We start from the raw sequence: 25,168 nt of genomic DNA, 5'->3' as shown, positions 1-25,168 counted from the left end.
TTCTGCGGTTCTTCTGTATCGAAAATCACACACCCTATAAGAAACATCACTATTTGCGATTAAATTTAATTTATACGCGCAAAGTGATCTCAATAACTGTGCATTCAAGGCTAGCTATGCTATTTTAGAACGATCTCTTATATGGGAAAGGAGTTCTGTGCTTTGAGCAAACAGCCACCTATTGGAGTTATACTCGCCCAAATCGGCACCCCTACTGCACCAACTGCAAAAGCTGTACGGCCTTATCTGAAACGTTTTTTATCAGATCGCCGAATCATAGATTATTCTCCTCTGCTGTGGCAGCCTTTGCTGCGAGGTGTCATTCTGCGTTCACGTCCACGCCGGTCCGCTGAGCTGTACAGTCAAATATGGACAACCGAAGGATCACCATTGCTCTTTCACTCTTTAGCTCAGCAATCTGGATTACAAGAACTGCTGGGTCCACGGTATCAGGTAGAGCTTGGATTGGCTTATAGCGAACCCAGCATGGAGCAAGCGATGGCGAAATTCGACACCGCCGGAGTTACCCGAATTATCATTGTGCCGCTGTTTCCGCAATATTCGTCCACGACTACCGCGTCCGTATTCGATCAGGCCAGCTTTGCAGCCTTAGGTCGCCAAAGCTCCACTGGACCTGTAACTAAACGTCTGATTCCGGCTCTAAGATTTATTGATGCCTACTATAATGAGCCCGGTTATATTTCAGCCTTGAAGTCACACCTACTGCGTCAATTGGAGATTCTGAGCAAAGAACCTGATTATTTTGTACTGACCTTCCATGGGATTCCCAAACGGTATGCGGATACCGGCGATCCCTACCCGCAGCAATGTATGGAAACCGCGCATCTTCTTGCTTCTGCTATGAATTGGGAGCCCGAACGCTGGCAGCTTAGTTTTCAATCACGTTTCGGACGAGAAGAATGGGTAGGACCCTCTACTGCGGATGTTCTGGGAGAGCTTGCCGGACGAGGAATACGTAAGCCTCTGATTTTTTCACCGGGTCTTGTGACCGATTGTCTGGAAACGCTGCATGAGCTAGCCATAGAAGGACGAGAACAATTCGAGGCTGGTGGAGGACAAGCAGAGGAATTTATGGCAATCCCCTGTTTGAATGACCATGAGGATTGGCTTGATTTTTTGGCTGAACATGTAGAAAAAAACGCCCAAGGATGGTAAATCAAAAAAACCGTCTTGTCCACAGATCATTTCTGTTGCAGACAAGACGGTTAGCTATATCAATTGTTAAGCATGAAGAATCGAAAGGATACTTATGCTGTAAGCTGCTTATATTTCGTAGTCAGTTCATGGAACCACTGCTTGTCCTGCAAGGTCAACGCAAAATCAATCAGCTCGGCAATCTCACTCGGCTGTAAATCTGCTGAGTCATTAAAGGATACTTCAGCCGTAGCTGTAGCTGCGCCATTCCCATCCTCTGCGTAATCATAAGAAAAACATAACTTAATGTCACTTTCCAGAAATTCATTACGAAGGAAATATAATACCTCACACATTAACACAGGTCTAACATGATCATCAAAGACACATTCCATAACCTTTGCCCAATATTGCTGGTTGTTGAGGTGTAACTTATCATTAGTTAAGAGATATTTCTCACCCTGAAAATCGGTGACAAATCTCAGTTCAAGCGGCTTCATCTTAAAAATAGTAGCAATTTGCTTCATGCTAATACTCAAAATATCTTGCGTTTCTAGTCTGATCATCTCTCCATGCACCTCGTCCCTCTTAGTTGGGTTATTCGAAACCTGCCATTATCTATAATTCTTTATATGCCATTAATGTAAAATTAACTCCATTAATTCACTTTAATTTTATCTAATTTAACATTATTATCGTCACCTGACTATGCTTTATTTATATTTTTTTAGGATTTCGCTCAGAAAAATGTTTCATTCTCTAAAAATCTGTTTAATATTATTGTTCATTACAATAAGATGTATAAAGATTACGCATCATGTGAAGCTTTTGCTTTCTTATATTTAAACAAAAAAACTGTTCTGAAGGGTCATTACGACCTCAGAACAGTTTTTTGCATTAGGATTATACTTCAGTTAATTTACTTAAACAAACAATGGCACTAACTGTATTCCCTCGGGTGAAATCCGCACGAGTCCTTTATCTGTGATACGTAACGTTGGGATAACCGCCAAAGCAAGCAGCGATAAAGTCATAAACGCGTAATTCAAAGTACAGCCGGCATCATACAACGCTTTGCTGATCGCAGCTGATTTCTCAGCAGCAATTTCAAATGGCTCTGTAGACATTAGGCCTGCAATGGCCAACGGGAATAACGTTTCTCCACTAGATGTAATTACGGCGACCCCACCCTGAGCGTCTGCCACCGCGTTCGCAGCTTTGGCCATTAGCTCATTATCATTGCCGATGACGAGTACATTATGACTATCATGAGCAACAGTCATTGCGATAGCAGCCGGTTCTTTAAAACCGATGCCTTCCACAACAGCCACTGATTTATTTCCTGTTCCTTTATGCCGTTCGAGCACAGCGATTTTACATAGACCCTCTACAGCATTTACATCCAGCTGCCCTGCTACTACAGGTACCGAAACCATACGTTCAATGGTCTCCACATGATTTTCTCTTACTTTAATAACTCTTGTAGTAAGTTCACCTGTTTCAATTGGAGCCGAGATAATAAAATCTTCGGCGGTAGGACGCTGCGGCAAATGAACCGAAGCCAAAACTTCCTCTGGATATGAGAATTTAGCAAGCTCTGCCGTCATCACACCGTTTTCGGCAACGACTACACCAGCAGCAATCGTAAGTACCACACGAACATCGGCCAAATTCCCGTCCAGCAGAATAATATCCGCAAAAGAACCTGGAGTAATAGATCCGATATCCTGAGACAACCCAAAACGCTCTGCCGTATTAATAGTTGCCATTTGGAAGGCTGTTACTGGCTTCACGCCTTGAGCAATCGCATGGCGAACAACGAAATCCATATGACCTTCGTCCCGTAACGATTCCGAGCTGCGGTCGTCAGTTACCAGCATCATGCGACGCGGATCAAGTCCACGCTCTGTATGAGCGGTGATGGTCTTGGCAACATCATGCCAAGCCGAGCCCCGGCGCATTTTGGCATACATCCCCAGTCGAACGCGCTCAATCACATCGTCTGCTGTAACACACTCATGATCACCAGTTACCCCTGCCGCAGCATACACTGGCAGTCTCCAGTCGCTGGAAGGCCATGTGAAATGACCGTCAACAAATCTGCCTGCCCGCAGCGTAGCTTGAATCTCTCCAAGCATTTTCTCATCGCCGTAAACAACGCCAGGGAAATTCATCACTTCGCCCAGTGCAATCACATCTTTGCCCCAAGTAAAAGCTTCGGCAACTTCTTCAGGACCAATTGAGGCACCCGTTGTCTCGAATTCCGCACCTGCCGCAGGCACACAAGAAGCCACCTGCATGTAAGCAGCTAACGGCGTACCCCGCATCTCATCCAGCATCAATTGAATACCCTTCAGCCCGAATACATTAGCAATCTCATGTGCATCAAAGAAACCACCTGTTGTGCCAAGCGGCAGAACAGCGCGGGAAAATTCAGTAACGGTTAGCTGGGTACTCTCAATATGGCAGTGGCCATCGAGCAATCCCGGAGCTATATACTTGCCGTTCGCATCAATAACTTGCGTTCCTTCGCCAATCATATGTGTCACATCTTTACCAACATAAGCAATTCGTCCACCTTGAACACCAACAGACATTCCTTCTAGAATTTCACCAGAGCATACGTTGACCAGCTTTCCACCTGTAATTACCAGTGTTGCCGGTTTATCGCCTCTTGCCGTAGCCACAAGCTCAGGTACACAATCTGCTAAAGGCTTTCTTGTAAAAGTTGTCATCTTCATCTCTCCCCCGTTAGTATCCAAGTGTTGTCTTGATGTAGTGAATAGATCCGTAATCATAGAGGATTGCCTAACTATTAAGCCTAGGATAATATAGTTGCGCAGGTCTGTATTTGTAAGAAAAAACGGCTCAATCATCCCTGTAGATGATAGCCGTTTACTTATTCCCAAAGATTGTCCAAACCATCCGGACATGCCCCTGTTTTTACTCTCCCGCCATCTGCTCTATTCCAACGATTATCTTACTTTTGCCTCATATACGTCAAGTGCTGCCGGAACCCCAAACCCGCAAGGCCCCTTAAATCCATGACGCTGTAATGCGGCTTCCAGCGCTCCAAGCAGCCGCAACACGTTATTCTCACGACAGCTAAAACCCATCGTACCGATACGCCAGATCCTTCCCTTTAACGGTCCAAAAGAACTGGCAATTTCAATTCCGAACCGCCCCAGCAGCAGCGAACGGACAGCTTCCCCATCTATCCCCTCAGGGATGAGCACACAGGTAACAACAGTAAGCTTGCAGGAAGGATCCCCGTATAGTTCTAAACCCATAGCTGTTAATCCAGCTACAAGTGCTTTTTCATGGAGGATATGTCTGGCGAATCTGGCATCCAGCCCTTCTTCAAGGGTAAGCCGCAAGCCCTCCCGCAGTGCATAAAGCATTGAGGTCATCTCTGTATGATGATTGAGACGTTGTGGACTCCAGTAATCCTGAAGCATGCTGAGATCGAAATAATTGCTGCGGACAAAAGATAAGTCACCTGGCTGTACATCACTTGTTCTAATCCCGCGTTCTACTCGTTTTCGGGTCATGAGCTTAGCTTCAGCACGATCATTATACGTTATCGGTGCCATTCCGGAAGGGACGGACAGGCATTTCTGTGTACCGCCAACGACGGCATCCAACATCCAAGCATCTGTCTCGACAGGAATGCCCCCAATGGTTGCAACTGCATCGACTATGAATAAAGTATCCATCCGGCGGCAAGCTCTACCAATTTCCGCGAGTGGCTGCACACGTCCTGTAGAGGTCTCCCCGTGAACCATTGCCACCACATGTGGCTTAAAAGTCTCCATAGCTGCTATCACTTCATCCGGCTCAAACACGCTCCCCCATGGCTTTTCCAACACGAACACCTCAGCGCCACATCTTTCAGCAATCTCATGCAATAGATGTCCGAAGCGGCCAAAGATCGGAATCAGCACACGCTCACCCGGCAGGATCAAACTAACCATCACGGCTTCAATTCCAGAACGGGAGGTACCATCGATAGGGTAAGCCCATGAGTTAGAAGTAGCAAACAACTCCCGCAGCATTTCCATCGTTTCATTCATAATAGAGGTGAACTCTGGATCAAACTGACCCAGCACCGGAAAAGACATCGCTCGCAGTACACGCGGATCTACCTCGACCGGACCCGGAGTCATAATACAGCGTTGGGACGGCGACAAATCTTCGTAACGCTTCATGATGATCCTCCCTTAAAAGTTCGGCGAACTCTTTTTAATAAGCTAACTCATATAACATCGCAGTCAGAACCTCAAGCCCAGCAACGAGCTGCTCAGGGGAAGTATACTCTTCCGGAGAATGGCTGATGCCAGCTCGGCTTGGCACAAATATCATCGCAGTAGGGCAACGCGGCGCAAACAGCTGGGCGTCATGTCCCGCTCCACTTACCATCATGCGGTACGTCTTCCCCTCTTGGCGGCAGATATTTTCCAGCATTGCAGATAGCTTCGTATCCATAGGTGCAGGGACTGTGTGGAGCACGGATGTAACCTCAAGAATCACCCCACGTTTAACAGCAATTTCATTACATTCCGCAAGAAGCTTCTCACAGAAACGTTCCAGTTCGTCCTCTTCACTATGGCGGATATCTAGTGTAAAAAGAACCTCACCCGGGATCACATTTGGCGTATTCGGATACACCTCAAGCTTACCCGAGGTTGCTACAAGAGGTTCACCAGCCTTTTTAGCAGAGCTTTCAAGCAAGTACAGCATTTCAACCGCACTAGCCAGTGCATCCTGCCGCATAAACATCGGTGTCGTGCCCGCATGATTAGCAATACCACTGACCTTGACCACATATCGTCTCTGTCCAACAATCCCCTGAACTACGCCTATCTGAGTGTCCGTTTTCTCCAGAATAATCCCCTGCTCGATGTGCAGTTCTACAAAAGCACCAATATCATTTCTGACTCCAGTCCGCTTAGAAGCTTTCTCCTCCGTTATGTCCTGTAAGAAGCTGGATTGTGCCATTGCTGCTTTTAACGTCACGCCCTCTGCATCCATACAGGTCTCGGCCTCGCTTCCGTCATACCTTTCCGTGACATGGCCCGAACCCCAATAAGCAAGCGGAAATCGGCTCCCCTCTTCTTCACAAAAAGATACGACCTCAAGCGTCCGCTGCGGCTGGCCAAAGTTCCTCTGCAAATCTTGAAGCGCAATCATAGCCGCAGCGATCCCATACGCACCATCATATTTTCCGCCATTGATTACAGTATCAATATGCGATCCGGTTAAAATAACCTTTTGCTGCGGATTGCATCCACTCAATCGTCCATATACATTGCCAACCTTGTCTATGGAAACTTCTAAGCCGAGCCCAGCCATTTTTTCCTGCAAAAAAATCTGCGCCCGGCTCCATTCCTCCGTATATAGCAGTCTAGTAACTCCTGGCCCAGGTGTGCTGAATGCCGCCAGCTCCTCCAGCAGCTCCAGCAGTTTCTGAGTCGACGCTTGAACTCTGGAATCATTCATAGGCTGTACTGCTCCTTCCTAATTCGCAGCCACTGTCCACCTCCCTCACTGATCACTCCTTCTTCAGAGGTATAGATCACATTCCCGCGACAGATCGTAGCAACTACTTTGCAGGATAAAGTTCTTCCGATGTAGGGGCTGTGCTTGTGGCGATACAATAAATCCTCCGCAGTCAGCGTATAGGTTGTATTTGGATTCAGCAGAACTAAATCGGCATCTAGACCTAGGGCTATAGCGCCTTTGCGATGCTCTATTCCAAAACGTTTTGCGGGTTGCCCTGCAAGCAGACTGGAAATTAATGTAACATCCAAACCCCGCACATTCACGCCTTCATGGAACATAAGCTCCAGACTGCTCTGCGCACCCGAGATCCCACCCCAAGCTGCAAAAAAAGACAAGTCCGGCTTCACCTTCAATTCCGTTGGACAGGGGGAATGATCCGAAGCAATCAGATCGATTTTGCCTTGGGCCAGCATCTCCCATAACTTCTCCTGCTCCACCGCACTTCGCAGCGGAGGCGCACACTTCGCCACAGGGCCTAAAGCCTTCATATCATTTTCAGTGAGGACCAGATAATGTGGACAGGTTTCGGCCGAAACGTCCAGACCTCGAAGCTTAGCTTCATAGATTTTCTCAATGGCGGCGGCCGTGCTGATATGAACAAAATGCAACCGGCAGCCCGTACGTTCACCGTACAGCAGCGCCCTGGACACTGCCTCCAGCTCTGCTTCAGCAGGGCGGCAAGCCGCAAAATCACTTGCGCTGGTTCTGCCATTTCGCACTGCATCTGCGGTCAACACCGCCGTGATAGCCTCACTTTCTGCATGCAGCGCCAGAATCCCGCCCAGAGAAGCAATTCGCTGCATCCCTTGATAGAGTGTATCCTCATCCACTTCACGGAATCTGCCTTCGCCCTCCCCTCCAGGATTGGAGAGAAAGGCTTTAAACCCAGTGACGCCAGCGGCTGCCAAAACTTCTAAATCATCCAGATTGCCGGGAACGAGCCCACCCCACAGCACATAATCAACGGCAGAGTTTCCAGCCGCAGCATCTACCTTTTGACGAAGCCCAGCCTCGTTCACAGTAGGTGGATTGCCGTTAAGCGGCATATCTGCATAGGTTGTGCAGCCGCCAGCTGCCAACGCCGCAGAACCGCTGCGAAAGCCTTCCCAATGTCCAAACGTTGGTTCATTAAAGTGGACATGCATATCAATCATACCGGGGAGCACATAGAACCCCTCTGCGTCGATGACTTTGGTTAGCGGCGCAAGCGAAAGTTCCTCTCCAAGTGCGACAATCTTACCCTCTGATACTGCAATATCCAGCTTGAGTACCTGATCGGGCAGCACTACATTCCCGTTCTTAATCACAAGTTCATAGGATTCCTTCATGAGCTGCCACCTCCTCCGGTCGTCAACTTTCTCTTAACTTCCCCGATACGTACTATATCCACCAGGTGCTACTAGCAAAGGTACATGGTAGTGTTGCATGGAGCTCTCTATATGAAAGCGAATAGGTATCTGTTCTAGAAAAAAAGGCATCTCACGTTGAGTGTCTGCTGACGCTTTGGCATCCGCTCTACGGTAGTAATCGCCAACCATAAACAGCAGCTCGTAACATCCAGACTCCATTTCGTTTCCCTCCAACAGCGGAGCATCCAGCCTCCCGTCACTGTTCGTGACTTCTTCACACAGAAGCTTGCTCATCCCATCCGTAAGCTTCCAGAGCTGAAGCGTCAGACCTGTAGCAGGAATCCCCCGCGACAGATCCAGCACATGGGTGGTAAGACGCCCGCTCATTACGCTGTCTCTCCGGCCAGATCTGCACGGCTGACAGAAAAGCCCTGAAAGCCATAGGGTGGACGAGGTTCGGTGAAGACTCCACCTTTAGTTTCTTCAGGCTCAACAATGGTTTCCCAAGTCCGGTTATTGGACTCAAATGAAACGGTAGCCAGCTGTGGAAAACGGGACAATACGCGCAGCCCAATTTGATAAATCAACGATTGGATTGATGGACTGTTCAGCTCATGAAAAGCGCTATGGGCGATATCGCGAACCTGCTCCGATGCCACATATTGGCCTAGATCTCCATCCAGAGCATGCTGAACATCACTGTAGGTCCAGTTAATATTCAGAAAAATATAAAGCGGACGGTCAAAGCTCTCCGGCAATGTTGTATACTCATCACGGACGAATCCATAAAACGAGCTTCCACTCACTTTTATCAGCTGTAAATCCTTCAATCGGCATTCATGAGCGATAACCTCAGTCCCATTCTCTCCACGTTTTATAGTTAACGAAGCCGAATAAGATTCATTATTGGAGTGACGCAGTACTAAATGACTCTGTTTAAGCCCCTCAACCCCGGGCACCATCACCTGTTCAAAAGGTAACCGGTCTGCGGAAACTGAAACTGCGGTGACATGATCGTATTTATCGAGAAAACGGCTGCTTAGAAGCTGCAGTAGCCCCTCCGTTGTGCTTCCAGTGTAGTCCGCGGTATTGCGCAGGATGAAATTTTTCATAGAATCGGTAGCAACAACCATGGAATTATCCCCCTCTGAAAAAGAAGGAAGAAACGCTCCGCCCGTGACTGCGAATGTAATATTATGTGCGAATATAATGTTGTCGCAGCCCGTGAAGGAAGATTCGGGAACGGCGGTAACGGCCAGCGGTTTAGCATAGGTACGATAAGTTAGCACATCACTTTTTCCATAAAACATTGTACGTCCGTTAATTGGTTCCAGCATGGCTGACACCCTCCCCGTTTATGATGAATGAATGAATGAATAATTAAATAATTAAATCACTTAGGCGAAATCTCGTAATTGTACCGACTTCAGAAAAGGCTTGAACCCATTCCTCCTGAGGGGAACGCTCTACTCGCACTCCAATGGCGCTGATAATGTCATCTTTGTTTTTGCCACGAACAGCTAGAATAAAAGGAAAATGAAATTTGTCCGTATACTTTCGATTCAGATCATTCAATAGATTGAACTCTTTCGTTGTTAACCGATCCAGTCCAGCTCCCTGCTGCTCTGAGGCAGATAAAGCCGTAACTTGAAGCCTAGTCGCCAAATCCGGATGAGCTTTTAATAGTCCCTCCATTCGGCTCCGGTCAGCACTCAGTACGGTCTGCATCATGGTGCTATGCAAATGCTCTAAAGAATGGAACGGAATCTGCTTATAAGCCTCCTCTGCTACCCACGGTGAATGTTCAAAAATGCCGCCTAGATGCTTCACAAAATCCGTTATACTCATGGCATTTATCTCTTCCATCGTAAACCTGCCTTCAGAAACGACCATCCACTCAACCTCCAATAGCTTTGTTAACAGCTCGTAAAATGCCACCGTACCCCGTACAGCGACAAATGTTACCCGATAAAGCTTCTTCCACTTCAGCCTGAGTAGGATGCGGGTTCTCTTCCAGCAGAGCAACCACCGAGATGACCATCCCTGGTGTGCAATAACCGCATTGGAACCCCCCCTCTTCTAAAAAAGCCCGCTGAACGGGATGCAGGCCTACTTCACTAAGACCCTCAATCGTTGTAATTTCCGCACCTGAGCATTGATAGGCCATGACCAGACATGAATTCACTGGACGTCCATCCACCAGCACCATACATGCCCCGCAGCGGCCAATCTCACAAGAACGTTTTGTGCCGGTCAGCTCCAAATCTTCACGTATGACCTTTAAAAGCCGGCGGGAGGGTGGAATCTCCGTGGATATCGCTTTACCATTAAGATTGCAATTAAAGGTGAACCTCTCTTCTGCAAAGGCTTCCTCAGACGATAAGGGGTCAAGGTTATCTTCATCTAGATTCGCATCTGAATTATGGCTCGACATGGATGTTCACCACCTTTTGTGGAATAAACGGTGTAGACTGCAGCCATTCGGGATCAATGGGCAGCTTGGTTACCCGTTTCCCTACAGCCTGAAATATGGCTGACGCGACTGCCGGAGCTAAATTGACGGAACCCACCTCTCCAATGCCGCGAGGACCGTACGTGTCATGATCCGGCAAATCCTCTATCGGCTGCACCTGAATGCTGCCATTCATGTCGGCAATGGTCGGCACCAAATAGGTGTCTAAATTTTTGGTGACATAGCTGCCGCCTGACATCACAGCATCCTCTGACAAAGTGAAGCCTACCGCCATACTGCTGCCACCTTCGATCTGCCCGAGATAACCTTGCGGATTAGCCACCGGTCCCGCCGCTACCGCATGATATTGGTCCAGTACACGAACACGTCCTGTAAGCAGATTAACTTCCACACGGACCGCGATTGCGGAATAGGTGTATAGGAAATGTGCCCCCACTCTTTTAAAGGGTGTGGTTGGATAAGTAAACTTTGTATTACAGACAATGGGTTCTGAAATATGCTGTGCCAAGTCCTTGTAAGTCAGAAGCAGACCGCCGTCTTTTAGCCAAATACCGCCAGGGCCGAGCTTCATTTCATAGTTATCCAGCTCTGGCTTTATCATCGCAGCTGCCTGCAGCACTCGAGCGGTGAAGTCTGGACGCAGCCGTTTTAAGGCCATCCACATCATGCTGGTTGATCGGGAAGCCGTACTAGATCCGCTATCGGGCACAACATCCGTATCGCCAATAACGATGCTTAGATCCTCTGCCGCCAAGCCAAACTGTTCAATCAGCATTTGTTCCATTGTTGCGATTAACCCCTGACCAAACTCCTCGTAACCAAACACCGCCTCAATTTTGCCCTCTAGCGTCAAAGAGAGCCTGCCACCCGCCGGATCGGGAATACCATAGCCAAGTCCTGCACCATGCATAGCTATAGCAGCACCCGTTCCAGTTACGATCCAAGGTTCCACCACACCTGAATCACTGTCTGTAGATGCGGCCTCAGTCATAAGAGGCGAACCCGCCAGCGCTTCCCACACCTGAAAGGCACCATCGGTCTGAGCAATTTCCTGACCCAGCGGCCCCAGATCTCCATATTTACGCAAATTGCGGCGGCGCATTTCCCACGGATCGATCTGCAATCGCTCAGCCAACCGATCGATTTGTCCCTCCAAAGCAAAAATCGCCTGATTGCCGCCAAAACCGCGAAATTCACCAGATACACCGTTATTGGTATATACAGCAAAACCCTTCACATCCACATGATCGATGATATAGGGGCCCATCACATGTTCTGTCGCAAAGTTGAGCACCTCCGCCCCCAGTGTTGCGTAAGCTCCCGTATCCGAAATAATTCTGACCTGATGTGCCCTGATGATTCCTTCGGGGTCGCAGCCAGTCTTCATGGTGATTTTCATGGGATGGCGTTTTAGTCCTGCACGTACCGATTCAGCTCTCGAATTATGCAGTCTTACCGGACGGAGTGTCCGCAAGGCGAGCAGCGCTCCATATGGCTGTACATTCAGCTCGTCTTTTCCTCCAAAGGACCCGCCGATAGGACTCGAGATGACGCGAATATCTTCTTGAGGAATAGCCAGAATTCTGGATAGCTGCAGGCGATCCATCAACCCATGTTGTGTAGCTGAATATACGGTAAGCCGTCCGTTATCCTCTGGGATGAACAGTCCACCTTCAGTCTCCATATAAGTGTGCATTTGGCGTGGTGTATAATAAGTCTCCTCTACCACATGACAGCAATCCGTAAATACCGCTTCCGGCTCCCCTTTTCGATATTCCGTATGATGAAGCACGTTTCCCTCGGCATGCAGCAGAATTGCGTCCTTTTTCATCGCCTCTTCCGGGTTCTCGAGTAAGGGTAGAAGCTCATAATCCACTTCGATAAGAGATAAGGCGTATTCCGCAATTTCGTCCGTCTCTGCCGCGACTGCCGCAATCGCATCGCCAGTGTAACGCACACGGTCACTGCAAAATACCGGTTGATGCGGCAAAGCTATGCCAAAGCCGTTAAGTCCGGGCACATCCTCATAAGTAATTACAGCGTGTACACCAGGGACTTCAACGGCCTTCTCAATGCGTATGGACAAAATACGAGCATGTGCCTGCTCACTGCGGAGCACGCGGCCGATCAACATTCCTTCTGCCCTCATGTCGGTCAAATACTGCAGCTTACCGGATACCTTGCCCTCTCCATCGGGTCGTGTACGCCAGCGGCTACCGCTGGATTCCTTATTCAGCAGCATTTTCCCTCTCTCCTTTCGTCGGGTTATTCACCTCTTAACTCCGTATATTCATAGCCTTCCACAGCTCAGATACAACCAAATTCCCAGCAGTCTTTTTCTTGTAAAGTTCTGTTGCAAAGGGATCACTATACGTCTCAAAGCTGTTCTCAACCTCTTCATATAAAGAAGCCAACAGCTCCTCTGTATACCTCACACCTTCAAGCATAACTTCAGCTCTACTTAGTCGCTGCGGCCGCCCAGAGCCCCCACCTGCGGCGATACGCACCTCACGGAAACGGAGTTCCTCATCGATTGATGCTGAGATTGCTACTGTTACAAGTGAAGGGGTGAACACTTCCCTGCGGCCAACCTTACGGAAAATTTCTAGCCTATCCGTTAACGGACTCTCTAAGCGAGTAGGTGAGATGCGAATCTCAGCCACAAGATCTGCCGAAGGTTTTATCCCGCTCCAGTGATTGTTTAGCCACTCTATCAAAGGTAGTGCCGTCATAAATTTGCCGTCAAAGGAGATTAACTCCGCGTCATAGACCAGTAACGCAGGTAGAATATCTCCGAAGCCAGAAGCGATATTGCCCCCGAGCGTGGCAAGATTACGCACCGACGGAGCCGCTATGCAACGTGCAGCCTCTTGCAGCGCAGGAGCCACGGCCTGCAAATGCTCATTACTGCGGCACTGGGAGAGTGGAACAAGAGCGCCCAGAGATAAGTGAAATTCCGTTAAGGTAATGTCGCCGAGATTTGTGATTTGCCGAAGATCAATCAGCTGTTTGGGCATATGATCCGTTCCATTTTCCCACCCTGTTCTCAGCAATGTTCCTCCTGCGACATATCGGGAACTGTCTCCAAACGCCGTTTTTCTCTCCCAAGCTTCGTGCAGGCTGTGGGGTTGAATTACTTCAGGTAGCCTTCCATCCTCTTCCCGTATAACTCCCATACACTCCGCCTCCCTTTTTGAGTACCAGATTGCCGCTTCCCTTCTCGTATAGCCTGCCTTAAAACCTTTGTTCCCGAATATAAGGAACTCCGAGCGCCTCCGGTGTACCGGATGGTTTGTTGCGATTGCGGTACCCAAGGTACATTAGGACCAGAATGGTCACAAGGTACGGAATCATTTTGAGAAAATAGGGCGGAACTGCACTGCCCAGCAATTGAATGCGGAAGCCAAGTGAATCCAATGCCCCAAAAAAGTAAGCGCAGAACAAAGCGCGCAGCGGATTCCATCTGGCAAAAATCACTAGCCCTACCGCAATCCAGCCTCGACCGGCTGTCAGCCCTTCATTCCAGGTTGGCGCATAGGCCAATACCATATCCGCTCCGGCCAGGCCGATGAGAGCAGCACCGGTGATCACATAGCTGTAGCGGATAAGCTGCACACGGATCCCCATCACATCTGCGGTAGCCGGACTGTCTCCGACTGCCCGCAAATGCAGGCCCCATGAAGTGCGGTGAATTAGCAGATGCAGAGCAAGCACTAGCAGCAGGCTGAACCAGGTTAGGTAATCCATGTTGCCGAATATTTTTCCGATGAACGGTACATTTTCCAGCCAAGCCAGATGCAGCTTAGGGGAGGTTCCCGGCAAAGGAATGCCGCTGATTGGTTTACCAAGATAAGCGCTCAACCCACTGCCGAACAAGGTCATTGCAAGACCGGACATCGTTTGATTCGCCCGCAAGGTCACACAGAGAAAAGAATGCAGCAAACCAAGCACAGCCGTTACAGCTACGGTAGCCAGCAGAGCCAGCAACAGGTTTCCGGAGCGAATATACACGATACAAGTGGTGACCGCTCCCATCAGCATCAGACCTTCAGCCCCAAGCTGTATAATGCCGGCTCGTTCATTTAGAATGCCTCCCAGCGTAGCCAGCAGCAGCGGGGTCCCTGCGGAAATAGCGGCAATAAGTAGCTGTGTTGTAAAATCCATCGCCTATCTCCCCCCTTTCAGCTCAACCCAGCTACGACGAATGCGGAAACGATAGATCATATCGCCAGCAATCAAGAAAAACAGGATGGAGCCCTGCAGCATTTCTGATATCGATGAGGGCAGCCCGATGGTTTGAACACTATATCCGCCAACAATTAAGCCACCGAATAAAATAGAAGTAACGATTAGACCGAGTGGATTCAATTTGGCCAACCAAGCCACAATAATGGCGGTGTATCCATAACCCGGTGAAATGCCCTGCATCAGCTTGTGTGTAACACCGGAGACCTCCGCCATGCCAGCGATCCCGGCGAGCCCCCCACTGATCAGCATGACGATAATAATATGGCGCTTGATAGGAACCCCCGCGTATCTGGCTGCAACAGGATTAGCCCCAATCAGCCGGAGCTCGTAACCCCACTTGGTAAAACGAATCATTAAGTAATAAATCACAACGGCGATAAGTCCAAATAACAATCCAATATGCAATCTTGTACTTCCGAGAACAGGCAGCGACTGAGCCGCAGTAAACATAGGTGATCCCGGGAAATTAAATCCTTTAGGATCTTTCCAGGGTCCGAATACCACGTAATCGAGCGCCAATAGGGCAACATAATTCAGCATTAATGAAGTGATTAGCTCATTCACTCCAAAATGCGTCCGCGGAATAGCAGTCAGCAGTCCCCAAAGCGCACCCGCGGCAATCCCGAACAGCAGCATTAAGCTCAGGGACCAGAATGAAGGTAAGTCAGGAAAATAAATCGTGACCGCTGTGGCCGCCATAGCCCCAACAGTTAACTGGCCTTCTGCTCCAATATTCCATACCGAAATGCGGTAAGCCACAGCAATCCCAAGCCCACATAGGAGTAGCGGGATCGCTTTAACCATCGTTTCCGTGAGCCCATACGCAGTGCCAAATGCGCCACGGAACATTTTTTCATAGACCAGCACCGGATTCATGCCATTCGCCGCAATAAATAGGGCACACAACAATAGCGCTAAAATTATAGATACAATAGGTGTCCACCAAGGAGAACGGATGCGGCTGGCATCGTATTCGAAACGTAGAGAGAATCGTTTTCCGGAGTGAGAGGGGAGGGGTTCCAGTACTGCTGCTGCGGTATTTCTTCCATTCTCCAGGCTCATACGGCGCTCTCCTCTCTATTATGAATACCAGCCATTAGTAGTCCGATGCTCTCTCGATTCGCTTCCTCATGTGTACTCTCACCAATAATTGAGCCGTTATAGATCACTAGAATCCGGTCGGACAACTGAAGCAATTCATCTAAATCCTCCGAAATTAACAACACGCCACTACCTGAACCACGCAGTTCCATAAGTAGGTCGTGAACACCAGCCGTGGCACCTACATCCAGCCCTTGTGTCGGATGAACGGCGACCATCAGCTTAGGCCGATGACTGATTTCACGTGCAAAGAGCAGCTTCTGCTGATTACCACCTGACAACTGTTGTACTGGCGTCTCCAGCTCAGGTGTCTTGACGTTAAAGCGCTGGACCAGCTCCTGTGACCACAAACGGTTCTTCGCGGACTTCAAGAAACCAAATTTGGAGTGCTCCTCTGAGCGGTAAGACTTAAACAAAAGATTATCCACCGATCCGAGGCGTCCAGCTAAACCGCTCTTCATCCGGTTCTCCGGCACGTGGGAGATTCCTGAATCAATTGCCCCTCTAACCGAAGCCGATTTCACCGTTTTTCCATCAAACGTGATTTCACCACTTTTCCAGCCTCTAAGACCTGTTAACACTTCAGCCAGTTCCTTTTGCCCGTTACCAGCTACCCCAGCTACGCCTACAATCTCCCCTTTACATACGTTCAGTGAGAAGTGATCCAGTGCTTTTCGCCCGTGATCGGCATATACGTCCACATCTTTCACTTCTAATAAAGAATCCCCTTCAGTGGCTTCCCGTTCTTGACGGGTGATGGTTACTTCCTTGCCCACCATCAGACGAGCCAGCTCCAGTTCATCTGTATCTGCCGTGGTCAGTGTGGCGATCATTTTCCCTTTGCGCATGACGGAAATCCGATCGGAGGACGCCATAACCTCTTTCATTTTATGAGTAGTCATAATGACCGTTTTCCCTGCCTGCTTCATGACCCGCAGCGTTTCAAATAGCTGTTCCACCTCTCCCGGGGTCAATACAGAGGTTGGTTCATCCAGAATAATAATGTCAGCCCCGCGATACAGCGTCTTAACGATTTCAACACGCTGCTGCTCACCCACGGACAACTGCCAGATCGGGCGATCCACCGGGAAATTCAGTCCAAACCGTTCCGCTAATGCCTCTATCTCCTCGCGTTTGTTCTTCATCCACTTACGGCCGCGCCAGAAAGACGACTTTTCGCCAAGCACGATATTTTCTGCTGCTGTGAGGCTTTGCACCAGCCTAAAGTTCTGAAACACCATACCTACACCCAGCTGCGCAGCATCTTTAGGAGAACGGATCTGAGCACCTTTCCCATGAATGAAGATTTCTCCTTCATCTGCTCTGTACACCCCTGACAGCATGCTCATCACCGTGCTCTTCCCGGCCCCATTCTCCCCAAGCAACGCATGAATCTCACCCGCATTTGCCGAAAAGTCGACTTGATCACTGGCGGTTACCGAGCCGAATTTTTTCACAATCCCCCGCATTTCAACTGAAGTTCCCCGCATGGCCTGAACCCCTCCTTCCTTCAAGTTGTAGTACGGGTGGGGAAGTTTCCGCTTAACGGAACCCGCCCCACCCATAGATTGTGCACATCTTATTCCCTATTTTTAAACATTATTGCGGGATAGTTCCTTCCACACCTTTTACGAGCCAGTTCATGCCCAGCACTTCCTCCAAGGTCAGCTTCTGACCCTCCTGAACCTTCACATTCCCTTGATTATCTGAGATCGGACCTGTGAAAACCTCAAGCTCACCACTGATAATTTTGGCTTTGGCGTCTTCGACAAGCTTTTTCACATCATCTGGGATCTTGTTCCCGAAAGGAGCCAGCTCCACCATACCGTCAGCCATATCACCGGAATATTGCTCGCTCTTCCAGGTTCCATCCATAACTGCCTGCACAGCTTTTACGTAATACGGCCCCCAATTCCATACCGGATTCGTCAAATAATTGTCCGGAGCGTATTTACTCATATCCGAGTCATTTCCCCCGGCAAAAGCCCCTCGTTCAGCAGCAGCCTGCAGGGTTGCAGGTGAATCCTGATAGGCCAAAAGCACATCCGCCCCCTTATCCAGCAAGCTGATTGCCGCTTGACGTTCAGTCGTCGGGTCATACCATGTATTCGTCCATACCACATTCACCTTTACATCAGGATTGACACTTTGTGCTCCAAGGGTAAAAGCATTCAAGTTATAAATCACTTCGCTGATCGGAAAAGCCCCTACATAACCCAACTGATTATTTTTGGTCATTTTCCCTGCCGCTATGCCGCTCAGATAGCTGGCCTGATAGTTTTTCCCGAAGTAGGTCCCCATGTTCTCTGCGGTTTTGTAACCCGAAGCATGCAGGAACTTCACGTTGGGAAATTTGCCCGCTACATTTAATGTAAAATCCATATATCCGAAGCTCGTTGTAAACACGATGTCGTGTGATTGCGCAAGCTCTGTGATGATTCGTTCGGCGTCAGCACTTTCAGGGACATTTTCTACAAAGTCAGCTTTAATCCCCAGCTCCTTCTCCATATACAGCCGTCCTTGATCATGTTGGTACGTGTAGCCGCCATCCCCTGGAGGTCCGATATAAACAAAAGCAACCGTCGGTTTCTTTGCAGCCGGTTCTGTTGTTGCAGTTGCCTCTGTTGCCGCTGTAGTTGTCGCTGGTGCCTCCGTTGCATTTGTAGAAGTATTATTATTGCTGCCACACCCCACCAAAGCCACCGTCATTAGAACCATTAATGCAAGACAAGATGTTATGAACTGACCCCTTTTTTTCATAATTCTCCTCCTCCAAATCATCTCTCATCATGGCTGCAACCATTAATGTACTTCTACTATACTTAGAGGTGGCCTTGGCGTAAATTTATATAACATACGTTTGTATAGGAATATAAGAATCAGAACTTTTTTTGTGTGTAATGCACTAATTGGTTTTCGTAAGGTGAGTTGCGTGTCATATTATATGACCAAAGGTGGAAAAGGAACACTATTTCAGATTACTTTTCAGATTACTTTCAAGATTATTCTTTACTTCACTTTCCATTTTTCAGAATCCATTGCTCCTGAATCTCACCAAAATCTTCTTTTGTATCTGCGTCCATGAAATAATGGGCAGACTCAGATTCCAGAACAATCCCCTTATAATCAGGTGAACGCAATATCCCCGCCGCTCCTCGATCTCCATCTAATCCCTGTAGTGCTGGAAACAACGTCTTCGAGAACAAAGCCGGGGGCATAGCCGACCCATTACTGACGCTAGCGACATAATCCATCTCCGGAGATTGTTCAAACGTTTGTATTAGACGGTTCACTAATGCTGTAGTAATAAATGGCTGATCCGCAAGCGCCACAACTACTGCATCGGGCCGTAAAGGCAATACCGCATTAAGGCCGCAGCGCAGTGAAAAAGACAATCCTAGATGTGCGGTTAAGCAAGTTTCGGTACGTCTGGAGCCTTGCGGCTCAATCGCGGGTGGCAGCCATTCCAAGTTGTCATCCGCACGCACTACCACGATTAGCGGTTCTAGATTGCAACGATCCAATTCACTAAGCGCGACGCTCCCGAGGGAGACCTCCTGCGACAATTTCAGCGAAACCTTGGACACACCCATCCGCCTGCTCTGCCCCGCTGCCAAATATATTCCTGCTACCTTCAATACAATCCGCTCCTTTGGGCAGCTCTCGTGAGCCCACCCTTCTAATTTGAATAATTTCTGCTATAATACTGACCGCAATCTCCTCCGGACCTTCTCCTCCAATCGGCAACCCTACAGGTGCATGCAAAGATGCAGGAGCCTCAAACCCTTCCAGTAAAAGAGATATTCGCGCCTTCGAACCGATAATCCCTATATATAGAGGAGCAAGCGGAATCACACTCTCCAGGAACTGTCTATCCCGCCCAAGTTGATGACTGCAAATCAATACATAATCCTCCCGAGCTACGCCCAATCGCTGAACAACCTCCATGGGGGAACAAATTACTTGTTCAGCTCGAGGAAACTTATTGTGCAAGCTTCCTTCACGCCAATCCGCAACCGCTACCCGAAAGCCAACTCTGTCAGCAAGTTCCGCAATAGGAACCACATCACGTCCCCCGCCAAAAATCACAAGCCGCGGTTTAGATACGAAAGACGTATGGAATGCTGTCAATTCTGCTGGAGCGGCCATAAAGCGACCTGCCGCCAGGTTTTCTTTTGCCGAGTGGGATAATTTCGGATGTTTCTTGCTCTGCGGCAGTACAATTTCTGGATCCAGCTCCAGCTTATAGGCAAAACCTTTCTCCACTGCTTCGCGGAACAGAATTAGCTTTTCTCCCCTAGCCAATCTGTCACTCGCCTGCACTAAAAGCTTGTAGAGCTGACCCTGCACGGGTTCAAGCACTACTTTGATTTTGCCTCCACAGCCGACAACCTCACCCCAGGACAGATCATCCGGAGACAGCATGTTGTATTCCACAATTTCGGGCAGCCCTCGTTCCCAGATTTCAGAAGTTCGCAGTTGCAGATCGTTTTCCAGACAACCTGGACTCAGGCTCCCAATCGTACCTCCTTCAAAAAACAACATCACCGCTCCGGGTTTACGATACGAGTGTCCCTCCACCTCTATCAGCGTTGCCAGCACCGCAGGCGCCTGATGGGTTTGAATATGCATGGCGATCTCATGTGTATTCACGAGGTACCCCTCCTCCGTGTTTGCATTTCAATCCAGAACTTAGACCTTAGACTTTAAACCTTAGACCTTAGAACTCAGACCTTAGTCCCGTCCGAGCATCCTCCGAAACATGAATACTAACTTCAACCTCATGAGATCATTTATTTTTTTAAAATCGACGTCCAGCAGCTCACTAAGCTTCTCAATCCGGTAGGTAGCCGTGTTTCGATGAATAAACAGTTTCTTAGCCGTCTCATTAACATGACCATCGTTCTCTAGATAAACTTCCAGCGTCCGCAGCATTTCCCTGACATACTCCGGTTCTCGGCTAAGCAACCCTCTAAGACTTCCATTACAATATTTCTCCATAACCTCTGCCGGAATTTGCCCGAGCAGCAGGTTAAGCTCAAGCTGCCGGTAATGCACAACATTCTCTTTTACTCCCCCGCCCTGAAGCATTCCCATACAATCCTTTACCTCCGCAAAAGCCTCCTTCAGCCCCTCCGGCTTCGCTTTACAACTGCTTATCGCAGCTCGCGGATAATATCCCTTATCAAACTTCATGTTGTCAAAACAAACCTGGATTAGATCCCGAAATTGTTCAGGACGCTGACGATCTCCCGGATATATAGACAAAAGTCCTTGATCTATAATCACATGAATTCCCTTTACTTCCCGCAGCCCGGGATGTTCAAGATATTCTTCTTTTAGTCTGAGCAGCTCCCCTTGGCGTTCTTCCCCAGTCGCAGCTGTATCGGTCAATAAGAGACAAAATGGTAATTGAAGCAGCTCAATCTCCAAGTCGAGAGCAGCCTGCGCCAAATCTGTGTAAGATAAATTACCGCTCAAACAACGTCTCAGCAATCCGCTAAACTCCCTGTGTTCTGCCTGTTCAAAATAATCTTCGTATCCTGAATGAATATGATATGAAATAAGTTCAGCTCCCTGAACGAACAAACTTTCTTCCATTGGGAGCAACAAAGGGTCGATGGCACAAAACAATAGATATCCGGAGCACTTCTCTCCTTGCAAAAGTGGTGTACGGTAGCTCACATGATCTCCCACACGAAAGCGCTGATTCCGTTTCTGCCATGGCCACCCCTCCAGCAGCTGTGAAGGATGGTATTCAGAGTTGTTGTAGATCACATCCCCCCGTGCGCTAACCACCACAAGTGAATGGCCAATCACTTCAGACACCGAGTCAAATAATGGACGGCTGCGGACAGATCTTAAGGCGAATTGCATCAGCTTTTTCTGCTTCTCCATAATGCTCTGCAGAACGTGAGTGCTGCGGCTAAGCTCGGCGCGAAACAGACCATTCATCTGATCCGAAAAAGTAAACTCGAACGGCAGCTGGATTAGAGGGAAGTTAAGACTCTCCGCTTCTGCGACCAGTTGCTCTGGTACTTCATCCCAAAACCGCCCCAGCTTAATGCCCAAGGCCGAAGATCCCCGGCGATTTAAAGTCTGCAGCAAGGCAGAGGCTTCCTCCATATTGTCCTTTATCAAATAGGCTGTCGTTAGCAGCATCTCGCCTTCTTTGATCCAATCCGAAATATCGGGGGCATCCATCACATTAATTGACTTCACAATTCGATGTTTCCCTTTAGATCCAGCGATAAGCTTCGCCTCGGACAAAGGATAAATGGACAACGCTTCTTCAACCGTAAGATGCATGCCACCCCTCCTTATTAGGATCAATAGAACCATTTCTGATTTATAATGTTATTTTATGTAACATTATAATTAAAATGAACCGTGTTGAATAGAGGAAAGTTAAATTTTCATGATTTTTATGTTAATAAATTTAACACATAATGAACATGGATGATGAATGATGAATGATGAATGATAAATTATTGAACTTTAGCTCATATCGTTCATGTGAACTGTATAAGGGGATTGGAAAATAGTAGGTGGAGTTGAGGGAGGGCTTTCGAGTAAAAACAAGTTTTTACGGGTTCAACATGGGAGTTGATGGGAGGGTATTCTCGGGCCATTCGAATTGACCATCGGATCGAAGTTGCAGGCACACCAGCGCTGCAAGACGGGGAATTGAGCGGTGGAGGAGATCCATACGAGTAGAGATAATACCACCCCACTGTAGCAACTGTGGTGGAGGTACAAGCTCTTATAGATCCACTGCTGCCGGTAGAAGTGGAGGGCTTTTTTGCCCTTCTTTTTGGCTGTTTGGTCGAAATCGCCGAGGTGAAAGGCACTTTTGCCCTTTTTTTGGCTATTCGGCCGGAAGTGCCGAGGTGTGAGGCATTTTTGCCCTTCTCTTTGGCTGTTTGGCCGAAACTGCCGAGATGAAGGGCACTTTTGCCCTTCTTTTTGGCTATTCGGCCGGAAGTGCCGGGATGAAGGGCACTTTTGCCCTTCTTTTTGGCTACATAGGTGTCTTCGCCACATTCTACGGGATTTATACCGTTCTTTTTAGTTACTTATGCCACTTTCCTAGATTCTACGGGATTTATCCCGATCTTTTTAGTTACTTGTGCCACTTCCCAGACTTCTACGGGATTTATCCCGTTCTTTTTAGTTACTTGAGCCACTCTCTAGATTCTACGGGATTTATACCGTTCTTTTTAGTTACTTAAGCCACTTTCCTAGATTCTACGGGATTTATACTGTACTTTTTAGTTACTTGAGCCATTTCCCCGACTTCTACGGGATTTATACCGTTCTTTTTAGCTTCTTTAGCCATTTCTCCGATTTCTGCGGGATTTATACCGTTCTTTTCTCTCCAGCGACGTATTCACTTAATTCCACTGGTCTTACACCACACAATCGAGCGCTGAATTTATCTTTTTTCACACTACTGCCCCACTATTGAGCTAACTCCAACTACCTTAGTATTAAAAGCAACTCCACTAGGCTCCCCGGTGTCAATAAAACTAAAAGCAGGAGGGAATGACATGTGCATTTCGTTAATTTGTGAATGAATAAGTGAGTGTGGCGTTAGAGTGTATTGCTAGAATGTAATCCAAGAGTGTATTCCAAGAGTGTACTCCTAGAGTGTATTTCTAGAGTGTATTTCTAGAGTGTATTTCTAGAGTGTATTCCTAGAGGGTATTCCTAGAGGGTAATGGAGGAGTACCGGTTAACAGTAACTAGAAAAGTATCATCAAGATATGTTGTTCAGTACCTTCAGTCTGTTTAGTATCACTTTTTCAAGATCACTGCACCCAGCATCTCAGGACTGCTGCCACACTTCATTCACCCAAGAGAGTAACCGGAGATCCTGACCATGTCCGGCAATAACAGATAATCCCAGTGGCAATCCACTTGTGGAGAGCATAGGTATTGTTACCTGAGGCAAACCCGCCAACCCTGCTATGCAACTCAACATCATCGCACCGCTACGATTCTCCTCCAATTGGCGCAAATCCCCTCCACGCAGCGGCGCTGGTCCCGGAACTGTCGGAATCACAAGACAATTGTCCTCACCTAGCAGCAAGCGCATCTGATTAGAAATCTCTTTTTGCTTACATTTCGCAACACTATGATCCTCTTCCGCCAAACTGGCAGCCCACGAGAATCGCGCTGCAATATCAGGTCCAAAGACTGGTTTCTCGATCTCAATCCAAGCGCCATGAGTTTCCCAAATTTCATTCCCCTGCAATTCTCTAAAAACATCCATCCAGACCTTTAAACCCTCCAAAGCAATCTCTATCTCCATGAGATGATCTGCCCCTGATCGCAAACACCTTAATCCCTCCGATAAAATAGCTGCATTCTCCAGATTAACCAAAGCCCAGCAGTCAGTAGCAACAAATAAAGTACCCATTTTGATATTGTCTTCTATTTTCTTTTTTACCTTGTTCTCCGGGCCGATCTCTAAAATTTTATCCGTACTCTTCTCAATACGCTTCTCCAAAATCGTTTCTAAACTTTCCTTCTGGCTCATTTCTAAATTATTTTCATCAGTCTTCACCATGTCTCCCTCTAGGCTGTTCTCTAAATTTTTCATTACATTCTTTTCCATGCTCTTCCCTACAGTTTCCTCTATACTACTTTCTATTTTCTTCGCCATCTTCACAGATGTACTCCCAGCCACAAGCAACACTTCCCCTACCTGCTGGAGCACATCCAAACGATCTGACATCCAGCCAATGGTATCAAAAGCCGGAGATAATGGAATAACACCTTGAAAATCCACAGCTCCATGCGTTGGTCGAAAGCCATATACTCCGCAATAGGAGGAAGGTACTCGAATTGAGCCACCGGTGTCCGTACCGAGCGCAAAATCAACACTACCAGAAGCTACCGCTACTGCCGAACCACTTGAAGATCCGCCCGGGATACGACCTACAGCACGCGGATTAATCGGCGTTCCAAAATGATGGTTCTCGCCACCCAGACTATACATCAACTCATCCGTATGGGCAGCACCACGAAGTGTAGCACCCGACAACAGTAAACGATGTACAGCCACCGCATGCTCCGTGGACAGATGGTGGCTATGCAGCCAATCAGGATTACCTGCAGAAGAGCTATGTCCAGCTACAGCGAATACATCTTTTACTGCAAAGGTCAGTCCATCCAATATCCCGCTACCTAAACTCTCAACCGTAAGCCCAGGATCTATAAACGCACCATACCGATTATCCAAAACCATAATTACTCCTCCTCCCCTCACCATTAC

At 48.1% G+C, this 25,168-nt stretch carries 22 protein-coding genes; 3 read left to right on the top strand and 19 right to left on the bottom strand.

From position 1 onward, the window contains the following. Window positions 1–162: 162 nt before the first annotated feature. Window positions 163–1,176 (top strand): ferrochelatase, encoded by a 1,014-nt coding sequence (gene hemH / locus MHI25_RS07045; RefSeq protein ID WP_340395167.1) that lies wholly within the window; start codon window positions 163–165, stop codon window positions 1,174–1,176. A gap of 92 nt (window positions 1,177–1,268) precedes the next feature. On the opposite strand, the gene MHI25_RS07040 is transcribed toward hemH, so the two are convergent. From MHI25_RS07040 to MHI25_RS06955, 18 genes are all read right to left on the bottom strand, one after another. After that, window positions 1,269–1,721, bottom strand: coding sequence for an IDEAL domain-containing protein (locus tag MHI25_RS07040; RefSeq protein WP_076193037.1), 453 nt, complete (start codon window positions 1,719–1,721; stop codon window positions 1,269–1,271). Between the two features lie 357 nt (window positions 1,722–2,078). Continuing rightward, complete coding sequence (locus tag MHI25_RS07035) at window positions 2,079–3,896, bottom strand: adenine deaminase C-terminal domain-containing protein (RefSeq protein WP_076193039.1); 1,818 nt, start codon at window positions 3,894–3,896, stop codon at window positions 2,079–2,081. A gap of 234 nt (window positions 3,897–4,130) precedes the next feature. Next, window positions 4,131–5,363 (bottom strand): alanine--glyoxylate aminotransferase family protein, encoded by a 1,233-nt coding sequence (locus MHI25_RS07030; protein WP_340395166.1) that lies wholly within the window; start codon window positions 5,361–5,363, stop codon window positions 4,131–4,133. 34 nt (window positions 5,364–5,397) lie between these two features. Then, a complete protein-coding gene (locus MHI25_RS07025; protein ID WP_340395165.1) occupies window positions 5,398–6,654 on the bottom strand; it encodes a Zn-dependent hydrolase in 1,257 nt (418 codons plus the stop codon). Continuing rightward, window positions 6,651–8,045, bottom strand: coding sequence for an allantoinase (locus tag MHI25_RS07020; RefSeq protein ID WP_076125434.1), 1,395 nt, complete (start codon window positions 8,043–8,045; stop codon window positions 6,651–6,653). The genes MHI25_RS07025 and MHI25_RS07020 overlap by 4 nt, the downstream gene beginning before the upstream one ends. A 33-nt stretch (window positions 8,046–8,078) precedes the next feature. Next, on the bottom strand, window positions 8,079–8,453 hold the full coding sequence (uraH, locus tag MHI25_RS07015) for a hydroxyisourate hydrolase (protein WP_076125436.1): 375 nt from the start codon (window positions 8,451–8,453) through the stop codon (window positions 8,079–8,081). Then, window positions 8,453–9,403 (bottom strand): factor-independent urate hydroxylase, encoded by a 951-nt coding sequence (gene pucL, locus MHI25_RS07010; protein WP_340395164.1) that lies wholly within the window; start codon window positions 9,401–9,403, stop codon window positions 8,453–8,455. Before pucL ends, uraH begins: the two co-directional genes overlap by 1 nt. 43 nt (window positions 9,404–9,446) lie before the next feature. Next, entirely contained in the window at window positions 9,447–9,959 is a 513-nt protein-coding gene (uraD, locus tag MHI25_RS07005; protein WP_076125440.1) for a 2-oxo-4-hydroxy-4-carboxy-5-ureidoimidazoline decarboxylase, read from the bottom strand. Window positions 9,960–9,963: 4 nt separating this feature from the next. Next, complete coding sequence (locus MHI25_RS07000) at window positions 9,964–10,500, bottom strand: (2Fe-2S)-binding protein (protein WP_081386353.1); 537 nt, start codon at window positions 10,498–10,500, stop codon at window positions 9,964–9,966. Further along, complete coding sequence (gene pucD, locus MHI25_RS06995; RefSeq protein ID WP_340395163.1) at window positions 10,487–12,781, bottom strand: xanthine dehydrogenase subunit D; 2,295 nt, start codon at window positions 12,779–12,781, stop codon at window positions 10,487–10,489. The genes MHI25_RS07000 and pucD overlap by 14 nt, the downstream gene beginning before the upstream one ends. A gap of 34 nt (window positions 12,782–12,815) precedes the next feature. Further along, window positions 12,816–13,715, bottom strand: a complete 900-nt coding sequence (locus tag MHI25_RS06990; RefSeq protein WP_340395162.1) for an FAD binding domain-containing protein — start codon at window positions 13,713–13,715, stop codon at window positions 12,816–12,818. A 58-nt stretch (window positions 13,716–13,773) separates the two neighbouring features. Then, window positions 13,774–14,703 (bottom strand): ABC transporter permease, encoded by a 930-nt coding sequence (locus MHI25_RS06985; protein ID WP_042185778.1) that lies wholly within the window; start codon window positions 14,701–14,703, stop codon window positions 13,774–13,776. A 3-nt stretch (window positions 14,704–14,706) separates the two neighbouring features. Next, complete coding sequence (locus MHI25_RS06980; RefSeq protein WP_340395161.1) at window positions 14,707–15,849, bottom strand: ABC transporter permease; 1,143 nt, start codon at window positions 15,847–15,849, stop codon at window positions 14,707–14,709. Then, window positions 15,846–17,378 carry an ABC transporter ATP-binding protein gene (locus tag MHI25_RS06975; protein ID WP_076185401.1) on the bottom strand — a complete coding sequence of 511 codons (1,533 nt, stop codon included), beginning with the start codon at window positions 17,376–17,378 and terminating at the stop codon, window positions 15,846–15,848. Before MHI25_RS06975 ends, MHI25_RS06980 begins: the two co-directional genes overlap by 4 nt. Window positions 17,379–17,487: 109 nt before the next feature. Continuing rightward, window positions 17,488–18,648 (bottom strand): BMP family ABC transporter substrate-binding protein, encoded by a 1,161-nt coding sequence (locus MHI25_RS06970; RefSeq protein WP_036680038.1) that lies wholly within the window; start codon window positions 18,646–18,648, stop codon window positions 17,488–17,490. Window positions 18,649–18,902: 254 nt separating this feature from the next. Next, window positions 18,903–19,475 (bottom strand): NTP transferase domain-containing protein, encoded by a 573-nt coding sequence (locus MHI25_RS06965; RefSeq protein ID WP_340395160.1) that lies wholly within the window; start codon window positions 19,473–19,475, stop codon window positions 18,903–18,905. After that, on the bottom strand, window positions 19,417–20,541 hold the full coding sequence (locus MHI25_RS06960; RefSeq protein WP_340395159.1) for an XdhC family protein: 1,125 nt from the start codon (window positions 20,539–20,541) through the stop codon (window positions 19,417–19,419). The genes MHI25_RS06965 and MHI25_RS06960 overlap by 59 nt, the downstream gene beginning before the upstream one ends. 81 nt (window positions 20,542–20,622) lie before the next feature. Further along, window positions 20,623–22,197, bottom strand: coding sequence for a PucR family transcriptional regulator (locus tag MHI25_RS06955; RefSeq protein ID WP_340395158.1), 1,575 nt, complete (start codon window positions 22,195–22,197; stop codon window positions 20,623–20,625). Between the two features lie 438 nt (window positions 22,198–22,635). Between MHI25_RS06955 and MHI25_RS06950 the strand changes: the two genes are divergently transcribed. Together MHI25_RS06950 and MHI25_RS06945 are read left to right on the top strand one after the other, a co-directional pair. Continuing rightward, window positions 22,636–22,833 (top strand): hypothetical protein, encoded by a 198-nt coding sequence (locus MHI25_RS06950; RefSeq protein ID WP_340395157.1) that lies wholly within the window; start codon window positions 22,636–22,638, stop codon window positions 22,831–22,833. Next, window positions 22,812–23,120 (top strand): hypothetical protein, encoded by a 309-nt coding sequence (locus tag MHI25_RS06945; RefSeq protein ID WP_340395156.1) that lies wholly within the window; start codon window positions 22,812–22,814, stop codon window positions 23,118–23,120. Before MHI25_RS06950 ends, MHI25_RS06945 begins: the two co-directional genes overlap by 22 nt. A 596-nt stretch (window positions 23,121–23,716) precedes the next feature. On the opposite strand, the gene MHI25_RS06940 is transcribed toward MHI25_RS06945, so the two are convergent. After that, the gene (locus MHI25_RS06940; protein WP_340395155.1) at window positions 23,717–25,141 is read right to left on the bottom strand and encodes an amidase family protein; all 1,425 of its coding nucleotides are present in this window, start codon (window positions 25,139–25,141) and stop codon (window positions 23,717–23,719) included. Window positions 25,142–25,168: the final 27 nt, after the last annotated feature.

It is taken from the genome of Paenibacillus sp. FSL E2-0177 (genome assembly GCF_037992975.1).
Classification (GTDB): domain Bacteria; phylum Bacillota; class Bacilli; order Paenibacillales; family Paenibacillaceae; genus Paenibacillus_AQ; species Paenibacillus_AQ odorifer.
The sequence above is the reverse complement of the archived record's forward strand: the minus strand, read 5'-3'. Positions and strand labels throughout refer to the sequence as shown.

What these genes read in the sequence shown, in the direction of transcription:
- MHI25_RS06990 (WP_340395162.1), bottom strand. Translation starts at nt 13,715, where the DNA reads ATGGGAGTTATACGGGAAGAGGATGGAAGGCTACCTGAAGTAATTCAA.
- MHI25_RS07025 (WP_340395165.1), bottom strand. Translation starts at nt 6,654, where the DNA reads ATGAATGATTCCAGAGTTCAAGCGTCGACTCAGAAACTGCTGGAGCTG.
- pucD (WP_340395163.1), bottom strand. Translation starts at nt 12,781, where the DNA reads ATGCTGCTGAATAAGGAATCCAGCGGTAGCCGCTGGCGTACACGACCC.
- MHI25_RS06985 (WP_042185778.1), bottom strand. Translation starts at nt 14,703, where the DNA reads ATGGATTTTACAACACAGCTACTTATTGCCGCTATTTCCGCAGGGACC.
- MHI25_RS06980 (WP_340395161.1), bottom strand. Translation starts at nt 15,849, where the DNA reads ATGAGCCTGGAGAATGGAAGAAATACCGCAGCAGCAGTACTGGAACCC.
- uraD (WP_076125440.1), bottom strand. Translation starts at nt 9,959, where the DNA reads ATGGTCGTTTCTGAAGGCAGGTTTACGATGGAAGAGATAAATGCCATG.
- uraH (WP_076125436.1), bottom strand. Translation starts at nt 8,453, where the DNA reads ATGAGCGGGCGTCTTACCACCCATGTGCTGGATCTGTCGCGGGGGATT.
- pucL (WP_340395164.1), bottom strand. Translation starts at nt 9,403, where the DNA reads ATGCTGGAACCAATTAACGGACGTACAATGTTTTATGGAAAAAGTGAT.
- MHI25_RS06940 (WP_340395155.1), bottom strand. Translation starts at nt 25,141, where the DNA reads ATGGTTTTGGATAATCGGTATGGTGCGTTTATAGATCCTGGGCTTACG.
- MHI25_RS06975 (WP_076185401.1), bottom strand. Translation starts at nt 17,378, where the DNA reads ATGCGGGGAACTTCAGTTGAAATGCGGGGGATTGTGAAAAAATTCGGC.
- MHI25_RS07000 (WP_081386353.1), bottom strand. Translation starts at nt 10,500, where the DNA reads ATGTCGAGCCATAATTCAGATGCGAATCTAGATGAAGATAACCTTGAC.
- MHI25_RS06970 (WP_036680038.1), bottom strand. Translation starts at nt 18,648, where the DNA reads ATGAAAAAAAGGGGTCAGTTCATAACATCTTGTCTTGCATTAATGGTT.
- MHI25_RS07030 (WP_340395166.1), bottom strand. Translation starts at nt 5,363, where the DNA reads ATGAAGCGTTACGAAGATTTGTCGCCGTCCCAACGCTGTATTATGACT.
- MHI25_RS07020 (WP_076125434.1), bottom strand. Translation starts at nt 8,045, where the DNA reads ATGAAGGAATCCTATGAACTTGTGATTAAGAACGGGAATGTAGTGCTG.
- MHI25_RS07035 (WP_076193039.1), bottom strand. Translation starts at nt 3,896, where the DNA reads ATGAAGATGACAACTTTTACAAGAAAGCCTTTAGCAGATTGTGTACCT.
- MHI25_RS07040 (WP_076193037.1), bottom strand. Translation starts at nt 1,721, where the DNA reads ATGATCAGACTAGAAACGCAAGATATTTTGAGTATTAGCATGAAGCAA.
- MHI25_RS06955 (WP_340395158.1), bottom strand. Translation starts at nt 22,197, where the DNA reads ATGCATCTTACGGTTGAAGAAGCGTTGTCCATTTATCCTTTGTCCGAG.